This window comes from Paenibacillus sp. V4I3, assembly GCF_030817215.1.
In the GTDB taxonomy this organism is placed as follows: Bacteria; Bacillota; Bacilli; order Paenibacillales; family NBRC-103111; genus Paenibacillus_E.
In genome coordinates, this window is record NZ_JAUSZA010000001.1 from 1,269,731 (window position 1) to 1,284,642 (window position 14,912).

The following is a 14,912-nucleotide window of genomic DNA, read 5'->3' on the forward strand; positions in this document are numbered from 1 at the left end:
GAGTTCCGCATACCCCATGGGAAATTTTGAAATAATAAGCCGAATTCAAATCTATGATTAGGAGTCGGATTACATGTTTAGAAAATACGTTAAAATCGTCGTGCACACAGCAGTAATTAGTTTACTATTGAGCAGCTCATTCTTATGGAGAGGTGGATTCGTATTCGCTGAAGAGTTACCGCCACCGCAGCCACCACAAACTGCACAGCAAGGCGAGCTTATACAAACGCGTGAGATTGATGTCACTGGCGACGGCAAGCCAGATACGGTATCCCTGATAGGGATGAAGTCGGATAATAGCAGTCCGTACTATGATAAGCTATTCATTACCGTCGTAGGACCGGTTCAGACCCAAGTTGTCATCCCGCTTGAGGGTGGATATAACCCACAGATGGATTTTTGTGACTTTATTCAGGACAAGCTTCCTCAAATCTATGTATCCGCCGAAACAGGGGGCAGTGGGGGGCTATCCTATTACTATATTTACTCACTGAAAAATAATGTTCCGACTGCTATCCCGCTGCCTAGTCCCCTTCATGTAAAGGCATCCTTTAAGAAAAATTATGTGGTAAAGATGAAACTTGAAGAGACAGGGAAGTCTTTCAAAATTGATATCAAAGACCGTAAGGACGATTACGAGAAATTCGGTGTGTACAAAAATGGTATGGTAGTGAAGCCCATTATTGTGAGTGTCAACGATTATGGCGCTCTGAAGCCTTTGGATGTAGATCGGGATGGGTACTGTGAGCTGAGGGGTGTTCAGCGAATCACCGGTATTGCGAATGCAGATACACTTGGATACGCCATCTCTGTTTGGAAATGGAAAAAAGGGAAATGGATTTTAAAAGACTCCTCAATTGTCAAAACGCTGTCTGGCAAGTTACGTTAAAAAAAGACCGCCATCTCACGGTGAAGTTGTACCATGAGATGGCGGTTTTTCTATGAAGTCCTGCTTGCCGTTCCTATGCCCAGTTACCTTTGCGGAATAAAGGTTCGCGGCTTCCATCTGCCAGAATGCCATCGATCTCCATGTCAGCTGCGCCGATCATGAAGTCAACGTGGATTAGGCTTTTATTGTAGCCATTCTGAACTAGCTCCTCGGGGCTCATCGTCGTTCCGCCTTCAATTGTGAACGGATAAGAATTGCCTAGCGCTACGTGACAGGAAGCATTTTCGTCGAATAATGTGTTGTAATAAATGAGTCCTGACTGTGAAATGGGGGAGTCATAAGGCACAAGTGCCACTTCACCCAAGTAACGAGCACCCTCATCCATGTCCAGCATCTTATTCAGCACTTCTTGCCCCACCTCAGCGGTTGCTTCGACAACTCGGCCATTCTCGAATTTCAGGCTGAAGCCATTGATTAGGGAGCCTTGATAACTCAGCGGCAAAGTGCTGCGAACGGTTCCGTTCGTGCCATTTCGTGCAGGCATCGTAAAGACTTCTTCCGTTGGGATGTTCGGCACGAAGAAGATGCCTCGCTCCGACTCGCTGCCTGCGGCAACCCATTGATGCTTAGTGGCTAGCTCTATGTATAAATCTGTACCAGGAGCTCTGAAATGCAGCTGCTTGTACTTTTTGTTGTTCAGCAGGTTCTGCTTGTCTGTCAGCGTCTCGATATGCTGTTTCCATGCTGCAACCGGATCTTCTTTATCCACACGAGTAAGTTTAAAAATCTGCTCCCACAGTTTCTTGATGCGCTCGGCTTCGCTCAAATCCGGGAATACCTTAGCTGACCATTCCGCTGTCGGGAAGGAGACCATCAGCCAATTCACCTGATTGCTGCGCAGATATTTCAGGAACCCTTCACGCGCAGTAGCCGTTGTTTTGCTAGAGATGGCGATCCGCTCAGGGTCTACATCTTTGAGCAGATCGGAGTTAGGCGCGTAGATTTGGAGGAAGGCTGCACCGTCCCTTGCCATCTCTTCCAAGCCGCTTGCTCGCCACATGGGGTACTCACGCAGCGTGGACTCCGGAGCGTGCTTGAGGCGCAGCGCTTTCACTTCGTCGTCGTCCCAGTCGATGACGACATCTTTGGCGCCAGCGTCGTAAGCCTTTTTCGTTAGCTTGCGCACGAAGTCAGCGCAGGCGATCGGCGTCATAATGACGACAGTCTGATCCTTTTGTACATTTAATCCGACACGTATGGCAAGCTCTGCATATTTATCTAAGTAATGTTCGAATGTCTCCATCTCGCTGGCTCCTTTATATTTGAGTAACTTTTAGTGTATGATAGAAAATAAAACTTTAACCCGTGGGAGAAAGGCTGGGAACATATGGAAACGAAGAGCGCAGTAGTAAGCACGCCATCTAATTTCATTAAGAACATTGTAAACGAAGATCTGAAATCAGGCAAAGTCAGTCAGGTAGTTACCCGATTTCCCCCGGAGCCGAACGGTTACCTTCATATAGGACATGCGAAGTCGATTTGTCTTAATTTTGAGCTTGCGGATGAATTCAAGGGGTTAACGAACCTTCGCTTTGACGATACGAATCCGGTGAAGGAAGATACGGAATATGTGGAATCCATTAAAGCTGATGTCGCTTGGCTCGGTTTTCAATGGGACGGTTTGTTTTTTGCTTCCGATTATTTCGAGGAAATGTTCAAACGTGCGGTGGTTTTGATCAACAAAGGTTTAGCTTTTGTGGATAACCAAACAGCGGATGAAATCCGTGAAACCCGCGGGACGCTTACACAGCCGGGTACGAACAGTCCTTACCGCGAACGCAGTATCGAAGAGAATCTCGCCTTGTTTGAGCGTATGCGTGCCGGTGAATTCAAAGATGGAGAGCGTGTTCTTCGTGCTAAGATCGATATGTCTTCGCCGAACATCAACCTTCGCGATCCAATTATCTACCGTGTCGTGCATGCCCATCACCATAATACGGGAGATGCTTGGTGCATCTACCCGATGTACGCTTTTGCGCATCCACTGGAAGATGCCATTGAAGGTGTTACGCATTCTATCTGTACGCTCGAGTTCGAAGACCAACGCCCGTTCTACGATTGGGTTATTCGTGAGTGTGAGATGCCGAATGTGCCTAGACAGTATGAATTTGCACGCCTTAACCTGACGAATACGGTGATGAGTAAAAGAAAGTTGAAACAGCTTGTCGACGAGAAAGCCGTTGACGGTTGGGACGATCCGCGGATGCCCACCATCTCTGGTCTGCGCCGCAGAGGCTTTACGGCTGAATCAATTCGTAATTTCGCTCGCGAAATCGGCGTAGCTCGAAGCTACAGCGTCGTCGATGCGAAGATGCTGGATCATTTTATTCGCGAGGATTTGAAGTTGAAGGCGATGCGTACGATGGGTGTTCTGAATCCGCTCAAAGTCGTGATCACGAACTATCCTGAGGATCAAGTCGAAATGCTGGATATGGAGAACAACGCAGAGAATCCGGAAATGGGCAATCGCCAAATTCCGTTCTCCCGCGAGATCTACATCGAGCAAGACGATTTCATGGAAAATCCGCCGAATAAATATTTCCGGTTATTTCCCGGCAACGAAGTGCGGTTGAAAAACGCCTACTTCATCAAGTGCAATGATTTCATCAAAGATGAGAACGGCAAAGTGATTGAGCTGCACTGCACTTATGACGTGGAAACGAAAAGCGGCAGCGGCTTTACTGGTCGTAAAGTCAAAGGAACGATCCACTGGGTGGATGCGAAGAGTGCAGTACCTGCGGAGTTCCGCCTGTATGAGCCGCTGATTCTCGATAACCAAGAGGACGAGGATGCTTCGTTCTTGGAGAATTTGAATCCAAACTCGCTGCAAATTGTGCAAGGTTTCGTGGAAGACAATATGAAGCAAGCGCAGCCGCATGATAAGTTCCAATTTTTCCGACACGGCTATTTCAACGTAGATCCGAAACATACAACAAGCGACAAACTGGTGTTTAACCTGATTGTCTCGCTGAAGAGCTCGTTTGAAATATAAGATTGGGCTCATTTGAGTTCATATAAAGATTAGACAGGAGATCCTAGTGAAAGCTAGGATTTTTTGTTGTGCAGGAAGCCTGTCGCGGTAAAAAACGATTTTGAAAAAATAAATTTTTTGTTCACAAATATCCAGTAATATAAATGATGAATCCTATTTCTTAAGGAGAGTGCCGCGTGACAACCGTATTGGTGGTAGATGATGATCTTAATATTTGCCGGATTACGAAGTTATATTTGGAGAAAAATGGCTATGCGGTGGTAACGGCAAATGACGGTGAGCAGGCGCTAACCCAGTTCGATGAGCTGCGTCCAGACTTCATTGTACTCGATATTATGATGCCCAAACGCGATGGCTGGGAGGTCTGCCAGAAAATTCGTGCGAAGAGTGATGTTCCTATTCTCATGCTGACGGCAAGAGGTCACGTGGATGAGCGAATTGAAGGTTTGCAGATGGGCGCTGATGATTATCTAGTGAAGCCCTTTGATCCGAATGAGCTGGTTGCTCGTGTGACCACAATTCTTCGCAGGACGCTGCTCCGCACAGAAGCTGCTGCGCCTGCTCATCTATATGAAGTAGGCAGCTTGCGAGTGGATAGCCTGTCCCATGATGTGACTGTAGAAGGGCAATTCGTTGCTTTACCCAAGAAAGAGTATGAGCTGCTGCTGTTTTTCGTGCGAAATCCGAATCAAGTTTTTACCCGGGAGGACCTGATCGCCAAGATATGGGGTTGGGATTTCGAGGGTGAAGACCGCGTCGTGGATTTATATATTAAACGTTTGAGACAAAAGCTTTCTGCTTTGACGGAGAGGAAAGAGGACTGGAGCATTCGTACCGTTTGGGGCGTCGGGTATAAGTTTGAGGGGCCTGGTGTATGCTGAACTCCTTTTATCGCAAGCTATTATTTATTTATATTTCGATTACCGTTGTGTCCATTCTTGCCATTTCAGGAACCATTGGCTATACGATGAAACAGAAAACCTATGAGCGCAGCGAGAAGCTCCTACTCGAGAAGGTAGAGCAAGTCGATGAACTGGCCAAGGATTTGTTCGATAACTCGACACTTCTGAAGGATTTTCGTAAGCAGATTAGCGCCATTGAGAAATCCTCGAACGTTCGCGTTGCCGTTATCAAGCATCCCAGAGCAAATCTGGATAAGATTCAGTCGGTGGGCGAGGCCCCAGCACGTAAAGAATGGGTGGATAAAGTGCTGTCGGGTAATCAAGTGACGGTGCAAAGCAATTTTGCTCAAAATAGTACGGTGAAAATGCTCATTGTCGGGCGACCTGTCATGCAGGAGAACCGGGTCATTGGCGGGATATTCTTATACACTCCAATAGTGAATATTCAAGGCACTATCAATGGCATTAATCGGGCGATATTCCTATCTGCACTAACGGTTGCGTTACTTGCGATTGCAGTCCTGTACTTTGTTTCCAGACATTTTATGAAGCCGATTCAGCTCATGAGTAAAACCGCAGAGGCTTTGGCTTTGGGGGATTTCAGCGGAAGGGTGCCCGTTAGAGGCAAGGACGAAATCGCCTCGCTGTCAGGATCTCTGAATCGCATGGCCGGTAAACTGCAGAAGGTAGAAGAGGGGCGCAAGCGATTTCTATCCGAAATTTCTCATGAGCTGCGGACGCCCTTGACGACAATTCGAGCCTCTCTGCAAGGGATAACGGATGGCGTTGTTGAGCCTGAGGATGCGAAGGAATTCATCCAAGTTTCTCTTCAGGAGACCCTTCGACTGAGCCATTTAGTTGATGATTTGATGGAGCTGTCGTCTTTTGAGGAGAAGCAGGTCAAATTAAACCTCCAGGATATCGATGTACCTGACTTAATAGGGCTGGTGGTTACCCAACTCAAGATGAAAGCTAAAGCAAAGCAAATCGAATTGAGCTCAGAGGCGGAGGGGCCTTACTTGGTTTATGCGGATGCAGATCGGTTGAGGCAGGTGTTAATCAATTTGCTGGACAACGCCATTAACCATATTCCTGAGGGGTCATCGGCGGGTATCCGAGTAAAAGTAGTCAAGAACGAACGCTGGATCGAAGTGTGGGATAACGGTCTAGGTATCGCACCAGAGAAGCTGCCGCATCTATTCGATCGTTTCTATAAAACGGACGAAAGCCGCAACCGTTCCGGCGCAGGCCTCGGTTTGACGATCTGCAAACATATCATAGAAGCTCATGGCGGTTCGATTCGAGTGGAATCTCAACTTCAAATGGGTACGGTTTTTAAAATATTTTTGCAGTCACCTATGATCGCCGCATGACAAACTTATGACATAACTATTCGGTAAGATAGGGTTCGTAAGGTAAACATAACCATAAACGAATCGAGGAGCGATACTTATGTTGAAAAAATTAACAGGACTTGCGTTGGTTGGAGCAATAGTATTAACAGTTCCGATTGCGGCTTTTGCCGAGAATGAACAGGGGGCTGCTGCTGCAGCGCCAACAAGCAAGTCCACTAAACCAGTTAAGCAGCTGCTTCAGGATAAAGCGCAAATTTTTGGAATATCAACAGATGGCAAAACAAGTGAGCAGATCAAAGCTGAGCTTAAAGCTTTAAATGCGGCCAAACACACAGAGCAATTGAACAAAGCGGCAGCGAAGCTGGGTATTAGCACAGACGGCAAAACAGCGGAACAGCTGAAAACTGATATTCAAGCTGCTGTTCAAGTGAAGCTGAGAGAGAAGGCAACCAAGCTTGGTGTTAGCGCGGATGGGAAAACGAATAAAGAGCTGAGAGCAGCTCTTAAAGCAGCTGTTTTACCGAAACTGCAGGAAAAAGCGACTAAGCTCGGTGTTACCACCGATGGAAAAACAAATAAAGAAGTTAGAACTGAGCTACAAGCGGCTGCTTTGACGAAACTGCAAGATAAAGCAACAAAAGCGGGTGTTGCAACGGAAGGCAAGGCAGCCAAAGAAATACGCGCTGCTTTAAAGGCGAGTAAAGAAAGTAAAAGGGCAGAAGCAGTGAATAAAAAAGCTGCTAAATTAGGTATCTCCACGGAAGGTAAGACATCCGAGCAGGTATTTGCTGAAATAGAAAGTGCGCTGAAAGCGAAATGGGAGAAGCAAGCGCAGAAATAGGGTGGAGAAGTATAGGAGAGGTACAGGAAAAGTGCAGGAAGAGTACAGAGAAAGTATAAGGACTGTGCAGATAAAGTAAGGAAAAGGGTAAGGATAGGAACAAACCTCGAGGGCGGCCTCGAGGTTTGTTTTTTCGAGTTCATGGATAAATGAACTCTCACTCGGTGAGTGATTTTGTTTTGAGTGTGTCAGTCTTTTTCGGCTTAAATGGGCTAAAGTTGTACAACGTACAACAATTTCGTGTTTTTTTTGTCACCAAGCAGTAGTTGTTGTATATCGTGCAACAATTTAGCTTCATTTCATCAAATAGAGCTACTTTTGGGAGAAAATGTTGTATTTTCTACAACATTCGCGGGGATAACGCGGAATAGCTAGCCTATTGTTGTATAAAATACAACAATTCCCTGTGATCAAACATGGGGACGAGCATTTAATTGTATAATTTCAACTTGGGTATAACCTGGGTAAACTAAGGGCAACAGTTCCCCATGAAAATTGAAAATCTCGAGGGCAGCCTCGGGGTTTATTTTTTTTGATTAGTAAATACAATATCTCGCGTATTGGCATCAGGGGCGATGAAATCAAACAGGCGTTCCGCTTCCTCGGCAACCTCTGCGTGATCAACTTTGGATAATGTCTCGAATAAGTTGATGGTCAAAATAGCCGATTTGCGTTTCTGAGTGATGGACCAAATGCCGCGAACAAAACCATCAACAATCAGTGTAGCCCGGATGATGCCATTGTCCGTGAACACCAGATGCTTATCTTCATCGCGCATGATGCGGGTGCGATCGTCGTAGGACAGGAGCATATTGTCAAACTCCGATAGGAAACGCGGCGGAGCTGGGGCTGCAGGGTCCGGCCGAGGAGCATCCGGCAGGTCGAACAGTTCGTTTCCTTGCTCGTCGCGAAAGGAGAGCAGGCTTGGGCGCAGCCGCTCGATCACCTCGCGCAGCCGAGTAAGCCCGGACCAGACCTGCATATCCTTGACAGATGCAGGTCCGAAGGCCGCCAGGTAGCGCAGCAGCATGGCTTCGGGGTCTTGCCCTTGTCCCAGCGGGCGGCCGAGCCAAGCCTCCGCTGTGGTGTGGGCGGCCTGCCCGCTGGCGCCCCAGATGCCGCGGGGCGGCACCTGGATAAGCGGTAGGCTGCAGCGCACCGCTTGAGAGAGAGCAGTGGCATCGCTCTGCGACCACTGGGCTTGGAGGCGCTTGCCGAGCTCACTAAAGGTGAGCGGCTGCGCCTCCAGGAGCGTTCGCCCGGCGGCAGCGAGCGCGTCTAGATCCAGTTCGGCAAGCTTCTTGCCGAACGTGCCCTTTAAGGCGCGGTCCTGCACGGACTGCAGGACGGGGCGCAGCGTCAGGCAGTCTTCGGCCGTGACGAGGTGGATCGTCGAGCGCATGAGGGCGATGCGCACGATGCTTCTGTCCATGATGAGCTGAGAGAGCTCCTCATGACGAAAGTTCTGCAGTCTAGTCCACAAAGCCACGTAGGGTGGGTTAGGAGCTTGCGCCTGCAGGCCGACGAGGTGCTGGACAGCCTGGAGGACGGGCATGTCCGAGCGCTCGAGTAGCAATTGCCGAGCTAATAGTGCTCGGTTTAAGGCACGCTGACTGAGGACGGGGCTGGCACAACCGATCATGTCGGTTTTAGAAATGTCCATTTTAGCGCTGCCCTCGTCTGAAGAATTGATTAACGACATGTGGATATGCCTCCTACGATTTGAACGATCATTTGCTATATAAATTCCATTATATAACAAGTTACTGACAACGTAATGTCAGGGAGGAAGCATGTTTTATGACCAGACAAGTTGTTTCTGTGGGTATCAGCACGATACAATGGAATTAACGAATATCCGAGAGGTGAAAGGCATGATCAACATCGGTCTAGCCGGCTGGGGCGACCATGAGTTAGGCGGCAGCAAAGGGAAGCTGCGAGAGTATGGAGCACACTTTCCGATTGTGGAAGTGGATACTTCTTTTTACGCGATCCAACCGGGGCGTAATTATATAAAATGGAACCAAGAGACGCCAGAACGCTTTGGTTTCATTATTAAGGTATACCAAGGAATGACGGGTCATCTGCGGGGAGAGAATCCTTTTGCCGGTGGGATGGAGCAAATGTTTGAGGTTTTCTTACAGTCGATCCGACCTGTTCAAGAAGCGGGGAAGCTTAAAGCTGTTCTGTTTCAATACCCGCCATGGTTTGATTGCAACAAGACGAATGTGGATGTGCTGCGTGATGCTAAAGAAAAGATGGGTAATGTACCCGTAGCGCTGGAATTCCGCCATCAGAGTTGGTTTACGGAGGAAATGCGCGAAAAGACGCTCACTTTTATGCGGCGAGAGGGTTGGATGCATAGCATCTGTGATGAGCCGCAGGCAGGGGTTGGTTCGGTGCCAACAGTGCTGGAGGCTACACACCCCGAGATGACGATGGTTCGATTCCACGGCCGCAATGTTGGCGGTTGGGTGCAAAACAACGAGGTGAACTGGCGCGACGTACGGTACTTATACCATTACAATCAGCAGGAGTTGCTGGAGTGGAAAGCGTGGCTGCTAGAGCTGCAGCAGCAAACACAAGAGGTATGCGTGATCTTCAATAACAATTCAGGCGGACATGCCGCTGGGAATGCCAAGGAATTGATGGGGCTGCTCGGTTTAGAATATGAAGGGCTGGGACCACGGCAGTTGGATTTGTTTTAGCAATAGGGCTTGTTTGTTTGCGTGTTTAAAGATTTTTGAGCTATAGTAAGGGTAATAATTAATTGGGGCTGAGTATAAGCAAAAGAGGAGAGTTAGACAATGGTTGGTGCCATCATCTTAGGTATTATTGCCCTTTTGATCATAGTAGGTTTGACATTCTGGGTAACGAAGAAAGCGTACTCCTGTAAATGGGATGAAGAGGATAACGATTAGACACTGATTTACTAAATGGAATGCTAAAGCGCCAGCCTTCAAATGAAGGTTGGTCTTTTTTTACCACATAAGAAAGTATAAGTTTTTTCTAAAAGAAAACCTGACTTTCTTATTGGCGATAAAACCTAATATAGGGATCTTTGGTCGTAGAGCAAAGTCTCTCCGCATATAGGGATCTTTGGTCGTAGAGCAAAGTCTCTCCTCGTTAAACGCGGTCGCTCATCTTCGAATGGCCTCGATAGAGGTTTTCTCATCAAAAGGGGCATTAGCCTGTAGAGATATTGACATGTGTTAGTAAAGGAATTAGGATATTATAGATAATGATAATCATTCTCATAATATTCGAAGGAGAGATAACTATTTATGCATACCCATTTTTCTGCTACAAATCGTACATATGGAATTAAGCTGCTTGTTCTTGTTACGATGATCATGCTGATCTTAGCTGGCTGCGGACAACAAACGGATACTTCGAAGTCAGATGCTGCAGCTACCACGAATACAAAGAAAGAAAGTCAACCCGTTCAATCCGGAGAATATACCGTTAAGCATGCCATGGGCGAAACAAAGATAAAAGGCACTCCCCAAAAGGTTGTCGTGTTAACGAATGAAGGTACGGAAGCCGTTCTCTCGATGGGGATTAAGCCTATTGGTGCGGTGAAGTCTTTCACATTGGGTGATTGGTATGATCATATCAAAGAGGATATGGAAGGCGTGAAAATAGTTGGGGACGAAAACCAACCGAATTTAGAAATGATAGCTTCCCTAAAGCCTGATTTAATCATCGGAAATAAGGTGCGTCAGGAAAAAGTATATGAGCAGTTGTCTGCAATTGCTCCTACCGTATTTTCGGAGAGATTATCAGGGGATTGGCAGATCAACTTCAAGCTGTATGCAGAAGCTTTGAACAAAAAAGCTGAGGGTGACAAAATCATTGCAGATTTTGAGAAACGTATCACAGATTTCAAAGCAAAAGCAGGCGATCAGTTAAAGACGAAGGTTTCGATTGTTCGTTTTATGCCGGGTAAGGTTCGTATCTATATGAAGGATACATTCTCTGGGGTTATTCTCAATAAACTGGGCTTCCAGCGTCCTGCTTCACAGAATCAAGATAAATTCGCAGATGAACTGACGAAAGAACGGATTCCCGATATGAATGGGGACATTCTATTCTACTTCACATAGGACAACGAAAAGGGAGAAGCGAACAAAATCGAGCAAGAATGGACGAATGATCCACTTTGGAAAAATCTCGAAGTCGTGAAACAAGGTAAGGTGCACAAAGTAAGTGATGCGGTTTGGAATACGGCAGGCGGAATTAAAGCTGCTAATCTATTGCTGGATGACTTGGAGAAATATTTTCTGAAAAAATAATTCGCTTAAAGCAGAATTACCTATAGTAGGAAGTGAGAGAGTGGACAAAGTTGTCCGCTCTTTTTTATTAAATGAGTCTAGCGGTTCGGTTGTCAGGTATACGCTTTCTTGCTATGATTGAAGCAGTAAATATAAAGGTGGCTGGCCGATGAACCGAATAGAGGCCGAATTTAGTAACCTAGTGAAGGCTTACCGCAAAAAGCATATGGGCAAGGGGCCAGAGCGCGTGATGACGACCTTTTGTAAATGCTGGGCGATATGCGAAATGGCAGGAAACCTCTCTCCCGTTGAAAAGTTTATGGCGAAAACTGGCGATGGCAGACAAATGCTCCGCACGGCTCGCACGGAAATGGTGAAAGAGATTTATAAGGACCACCCCCCTGTCGAGATGGAGGAGCTGCTTGGCGCGAAGTTCGTTAAGCTGTTCGTCGATATCGATATTGAGCTGGATGAGGGGATGTCGGTGTTCGTTTTTGATCAGGATCTAGAAAAGAAGTTTAGTAAGTAAAGATGTTGGCGTCATTGACGTGGACATCTTGACCTTGTGAGGCAACTTGAGTTGCTTGGTAGTGTAGCAACCTGATAACCCGCCTACTTGATAACTGGTAACTGGTAACTAGGCAACCCGACAAGTCAACTACCTGGCTTCCGGCTTGAGTTGATGTAAAAAGTGTATCTATTTTCGGAAAAGTAGCTGCATCAAATTCATTGAATCTAGGAATTTAAGCCCGATTTGCTGCACTTTATGCAGTTTTCGGCTCAGATGAAGGTAATTAAGTAAGAAAAATTCTGTAAATAACAGCTCGATTAGCAGCATATAAATAGGTAAAGGTGCTTGGCACTTGGTAGCGAACCTGCTGGAGACTAACCACTGTGAGACATGACTTGAGGCTTCCTCTGATGAGAGGAGGTCTAGGGATTGTTTTGCGGTGGTTTTTTGCTTGCTGGGGTGATGTTAGGGCAGCTATTGGGTGACGGAGTATGGAGAAACGATAGTGATAGGATGCTGCGCGAGATGGAAGTGGGGGAAGCGACTCCGGAATCTGAGCCAATGGGATAGTGGCTAGAGTAGGGTGTGAGCAAGTGTTATAGAGAGTTGATCGCAGGCATGAGGATGCAAAATTACATAGAGTAAGAGTAAGAGTAAGAGTAAGAGCAGGAGTAAGAGCAAGAGCAAATGGGTGGAAGAGATAAAAAAATAGAATTAAAGGAGCGTTCTTAAGATGGGGAAAACGAAGCATACTGGGCCAATCAAGCTGCCAGCTAAACCAGATCCGAAGCTGTGGGTCAGCAAGGTGCCGTTTGGACTTGGGAAAATAAAGCCGCAGCATATTCGCGAAACGGCAAAAATTGCTTGGCAAAATCGCGATAATCTGCCCTATGCGTACCGCATTCTGACACAAGGCGTGTGCGATGGCTGCGCGCTAGGCGTGTCAGGGCTCTACGACCAAACGCTGGCGGGGCCGCATCTATGTACAACGCGGCTTAATGTGCTGCGTTTGAACACGATGCCGGCGATTCGCGAGGAGCTGCTGCATGCGGACATTGACGAGCTGAGCCGTATGAGCAGCACTGAGCTCAGACAGCTCGGGCGTATCCCTTATCCGCTTATCCGCCGCCATGGGGAGCGGAAATTCAGTCGAGCCACATGGGATGAGGCGATGGACTCGATTGCAGGAAAGATGCGGACGATTGATCCGAAGCAGATGGCTTTTTACTTGACGGCTCGGGGAATTACGAATGAGTCGTACTATGTGGCAGCGAAGGTGGCTAGGTTGCTCGGTACGAACAACATCGACAACGCCTCGCGTATCTGCCACTCCCCGTCGAAGACGGCACTTAAGCGCTCCGTTGGCGTGGGCGCTTCGACGTGCAACTACAAGGACTGGATCGGCACGGACGTCCTTGTGTTCTGGGGCAGCGTGGCCGCGAATAATCAGCCGGTCTCGACGAAGTATATGTACGCGGCCAAGCGCAAAGGGACGAAGATCATTGTCATTAACCCGTACTACGAGCCGTCGATGGAGCAGTACTGGATTCCTTCGATTCCCGAATCGGCGTTATTCGGGACGAAGCTGGCCGACGATGTGTATCAAGTGAACATCGGCGGGGATATCGGCTTCATGAACGGCGTCATGAAGGTGTGGTTCGAGATGGAGGAGCACCAGCCGGGCTCCGCGATTGACCATGCGTTCGTGCAGGCGCACACGAACGGGCTAGAACAGCTGCGCGCCCACGTGGCGCAGCAGGACTGGACGACGCTTACGCAGTCGTCCGGCCTCACCCGCGAACGCATACGCGAGTTCGCGGAGCTGCTGGCGCGTGCCAAGAGTGCGGTTTTCGTGTGGAGCATGGGGCTCACACAGCACCGCTTCGGTACGGACAACATCTCGCAGGTGGCGAATCTCGCCCTCCTGCGGGGCTTCCTCGGCCGCGAGCACTGTGGGCTGATGCCCATCCGCGGCCACAGCGGTGTGCAGGGATCCGGCGAAATGGGCGCCGATCCCTTCAGTCTGCCGGGCGGCGAAACCGCCAGCGCCGCCGACCGCGCAAGAATCGAGCAGCTCTGGGGGTTCGAGCTGCCGAAATGGCAGGGTGACATTGTCGGTGTCACCCTAGAGAACGCGCTCCTGCCTGAGGAGCAGGAGCGGAAGCTCCGGATGTTTTACACATCCGGCGGCAACTTCCTTGAGACGATGCCGGATCCGGCATTCGTCCGTGAAGCCCTTACAAGCATTGATGTCCGTGTTCACCAGGACATCATCTTGAACACCTCCACGCTGCTTGACGCGCGGGAGGCTGTGGTGGTGCTGCCCGCGATGACTCGCTACGAGCAGCCCGGAGGGGGCACGTCCACCTCCACGGAGCGGATGGTGTACTTCTCACCCGAGATCGCCGGCCCCCGCATCAGCGAAGCCCGCGCGGAATGGGCGATCTACGTGGATCTCGCCCGCCGCGTGAAACCGGATGCCGCCGAGCAGCTGGGCTGCGGCAGTGCAGAAGCCATCCGCGCGGAAATTGCTCTGGCCGCGCCGAGTTACAACGGTCTCCAACACCTGCGTGAGCGCGGTGATGTCTTTCAGTACGGCGGCGCGTGGCTGTGCGAGGACGGTGTCTGTCCGACGCCGGATGGCCGCGGCGCGCTGCTGCCGATTGAGCTTCCGGAGCTGCGGAAGCCGGAAGGGCATTTCGCGGTGACGACGCGCCGCGGCAAGCAGTTCAATTCGATGATCTACAGCGACATCGATCCATTCAATGAAGCAGATCGCTACGATGTGCTTATTCATAACGACGACGCTAGCGCTCTCTCTTTGAATGAAGGTGAGGCGATCGTCATCTACAACAGCTACGGCAGCATGCACGGAAGGGTAAAATGTGCCGATGTCAAACCAGGCAACATCGAGGTGCATTGGCCCGAAGGCAACTCCTTGATTCCCAAAGGTGTGTATGAGAAGTATGCAGGCATCCCTGAGTATAATACAGCAGTCATTGTAGAGAAGGCAGAAACCTACCACGCTCACAAGGATACACGCTACGCCCAGCGGCGCATTCAAGAGCTGGAGACAGAAGTGGAGTGA

11 protein-coding genes and 1 pseudogene are annotated in these 14,912 nt (G+C 48.8%); 10 read left to right on the forward strand and 2 right to left on the reverse strand.

Annotation, left to right across the window (positions count from 1 at the left end):
- Positions 1–73: 73 nt before the first annotated feature.
- Positions 74–889: a hypothetical protein gene (locus QFZ77_RS05970; RefSeq protein WP_307437457.1), complete on the forward strand. Its 816-nt coding sequence runs from the start codon at positions 74–76 to the stop codon at positions 887–889.
- Positions 890–962: 73 nt separating this feature from the next.
- On the opposite strand, the gene QFZ77_RS05975 is transcribed toward QFZ77_RS05970, so the two are convergent.
- The gene (locus QFZ77_RS05975; protein WP_307437460.1) at positions 963–2,192 is read right to left on the reverse strand and encodes an aminopeptidase; all 1,230 of its coding nucleotides are present in this window, start codon (positions 2,190–2,192) and stop codon (positions 963–965) included.
- Positions 2,193–2,276: 84 nt separating this feature from the next.
- Between QFZ77_RS05975 and QFZ77_RS05980 the strand changes: the two genes are divergently transcribed.
- From QFZ77_RS05980 to QFZ77_RS05995, 4 genes are all read left to right on the forward strand, one after another.
- Positions 2,277–3,941 (forward strand): glutamine--tRNA ligase/YqeY domain fusion protein, encoded by a 1,665-nt coding sequence (locus QFZ77_RS05980; protein ID WP_307437463.1) that lies wholly within the window; start codon positions 2,277–2,279, stop codon positions 3,939–3,941.
- A gap of 176 nt (positions 3,942–4,117) precedes the next feature.
- Complete coding sequence (locus tag QFZ77_RS05985; RefSeq protein ID WP_307437465.1) at positions 4,118–4,822, forward strand: response regulator transcription factor; 705 nt, start codon at positions 4,118–4,120, stop codon at positions 4,820–4,822.
- Positions 4,816–6,216 (forward strand): sensor histidine kinase, encoded by a 1,401-nt coding sequence (locus QFZ77_RS05990; protein WP_307437469.1) that lies wholly within the window; start codon positions 4,816–4,818, stop codon positions 6,214–6,216. The genes QFZ77_RS05985 and QFZ77_RS05990 overlap by 7 nt, the downstream gene beginning before the upstream one ends.
- Before the next feature lie 79 nt (positions 6,217–6,295).
- Positions 6,296–7,039: a hypothetical protein gene (locus QFZ77_RS05995; RefSeq protein ID WP_307437474.1), complete on the forward strand. Its 744-nt coding sequence runs from the start codon at positions 6,296–6,298 to the stop codon at positions 7,037–7,039.
- Between the two features lie 523 nt (positions 7,040–7,562).
- Here QFZ77_RS05995 and QFZ77_RS06000 read toward each other — a convergent pair.
- Positions 7,563–8,741, reverse strand: a complete 1,179-nt coding sequence (locus QFZ77_RS06000; protein ID WP_307437478.1) for a winged helix DNA-binding domain-containing protein — start codon at positions 8,739–8,741, stop codon at positions 7,563–7,565.
- Between the two features lie 172 nt (positions 8,742–8,913).
- Here QFZ77_RS06000 and QFZ77_RS06005 point away from each other — a divergent pair, with 172 nt between their 5' ends.
- The 5 genes and pseudogenes from QFZ77_RS06005 to QFZ77_RS06025 all read left to right on the forward strand — a co-directional run bounded on the left by QFZ77_RS06005 (position 8,914) and on the right by QFZ77_RS06025 (position 14,912).
- Complete coding sequence (locus tag QFZ77_RS06005; protein WP_307449288.1) at positions 8,914–9,747, forward strand: DUF72 domain-containing protein; 834 nt, start codon at positions 8,914–8,916, stop codon at positions 9,745–9,747.
- Positions 9,748–10,323: 576 nt separating this feature from the next.
- Positions 10,324–11,334: pseudogene (locus tag QFZ77_RS06010) on the forward strand (ABC transporter substrate-binding protein).
- A 148-nt stretch (positions 11,335–11,482) separates the two neighbouring features.
- On the forward strand, positions 11,483–11,842 hold the full coding sequence (locus QFZ77_RS06015; RefSeq protein ID WP_307437480.1) for a Na-translocating system protein MpsC family protein: 360 nt from the start codon (positions 11,483–11,485) through the stop codon (positions 11,840–11,842).
- A 411-nt stretch (positions 11,843–12,253) separates the two neighbouring features.
- Positions 12,254–12,394 (forward strand): hypothetical protein, encoded by a 141-nt coding sequence (locus tag QFZ77_RS06020; RefSeq protein ID WP_307437482.1) that lies wholly within the window; start codon positions 12,254–12,256, stop codon positions 12,392–12,394.
- Positions 12,395–12,557: 163 nt separating this feature from the next.
- Positions 12,558–14,912 (forward strand): FdhF/YdeP family oxidoreductase, encoded by a 2,355-nt coding sequence (locus QFZ77_RS06025; RefSeq protein WP_307437485.1) that lies wholly within the window; start codon positions 12,558–12,560, stop codon positions 14,910–14,912.

Excerpts from the sequence above, each read along its gene's own strand:
- QFZ77_RS05970 (WP_307437457.1), top strand. The coding sequence starts at position 74 with ATGTTTAGAAAATACGTTAAAATCGTCGTGCACACAGCAGTAATTAGT.
- QFZ77_RS05975 (WP_307437460.1), bottom strand. The coding sequence starts at position 2,192 with ATGGAGACATTCGAACATTACTTAGATAAATATGCAGAGCTTGCCATA.
- QFZ77_RS05980 (WP_307437463.1), top strand. The coding sequence starts at position 2,277 with ATGGAAACGAAGAGCGCAGTAGTAAGCACGCCATCTAATTTCATTAAG.
- QFZ77_RS05990 (WP_307437469.1), top strand. The coding sequence starts at position 4,816 with ATGCTGAACTCCTTTTATCGCAAGCTATTATTTATTTATATTTCGATT.
- QFZ77_RS05995 (WP_307437474.1), top strand. The coding sequence starts at position 6,296 with ATGTTGAAAAAATTAACAGGACTTGCGTTGGTTGGAGCAATAGTATTA.
- QFZ77_RS06000 (WP_307437478.1), bottom strand. The coding sequence starts at position 8,741 with ATGTCGTTAATCAATTCTTCAGACGAGGGCAGCGCTAAAATGGACATT.
- QFZ77_RS06005 (WP_307449288.1), top strand. The coding sequence starts at position 8,914 with ATGATCAACATCGGTCTAGCCGGCTGGGGCGACCATGAGTTAGGCGGC.
- QFZ77_RS06015 (WP_307437480.1), top strand. The coding sequence starts at position 11,483 with ATGAACCGAATAGAGGCCGAATTTAGTAACCTAGTGAAGGCTTACCGC.
- QFZ77_RS06025 (WP_307437485.1), top strand. The coding sequence starts at position 12,558 with ATGGGGAAAACGAAGCATACTGGGCCAATCAAGCTGCCAGCTAAACCA.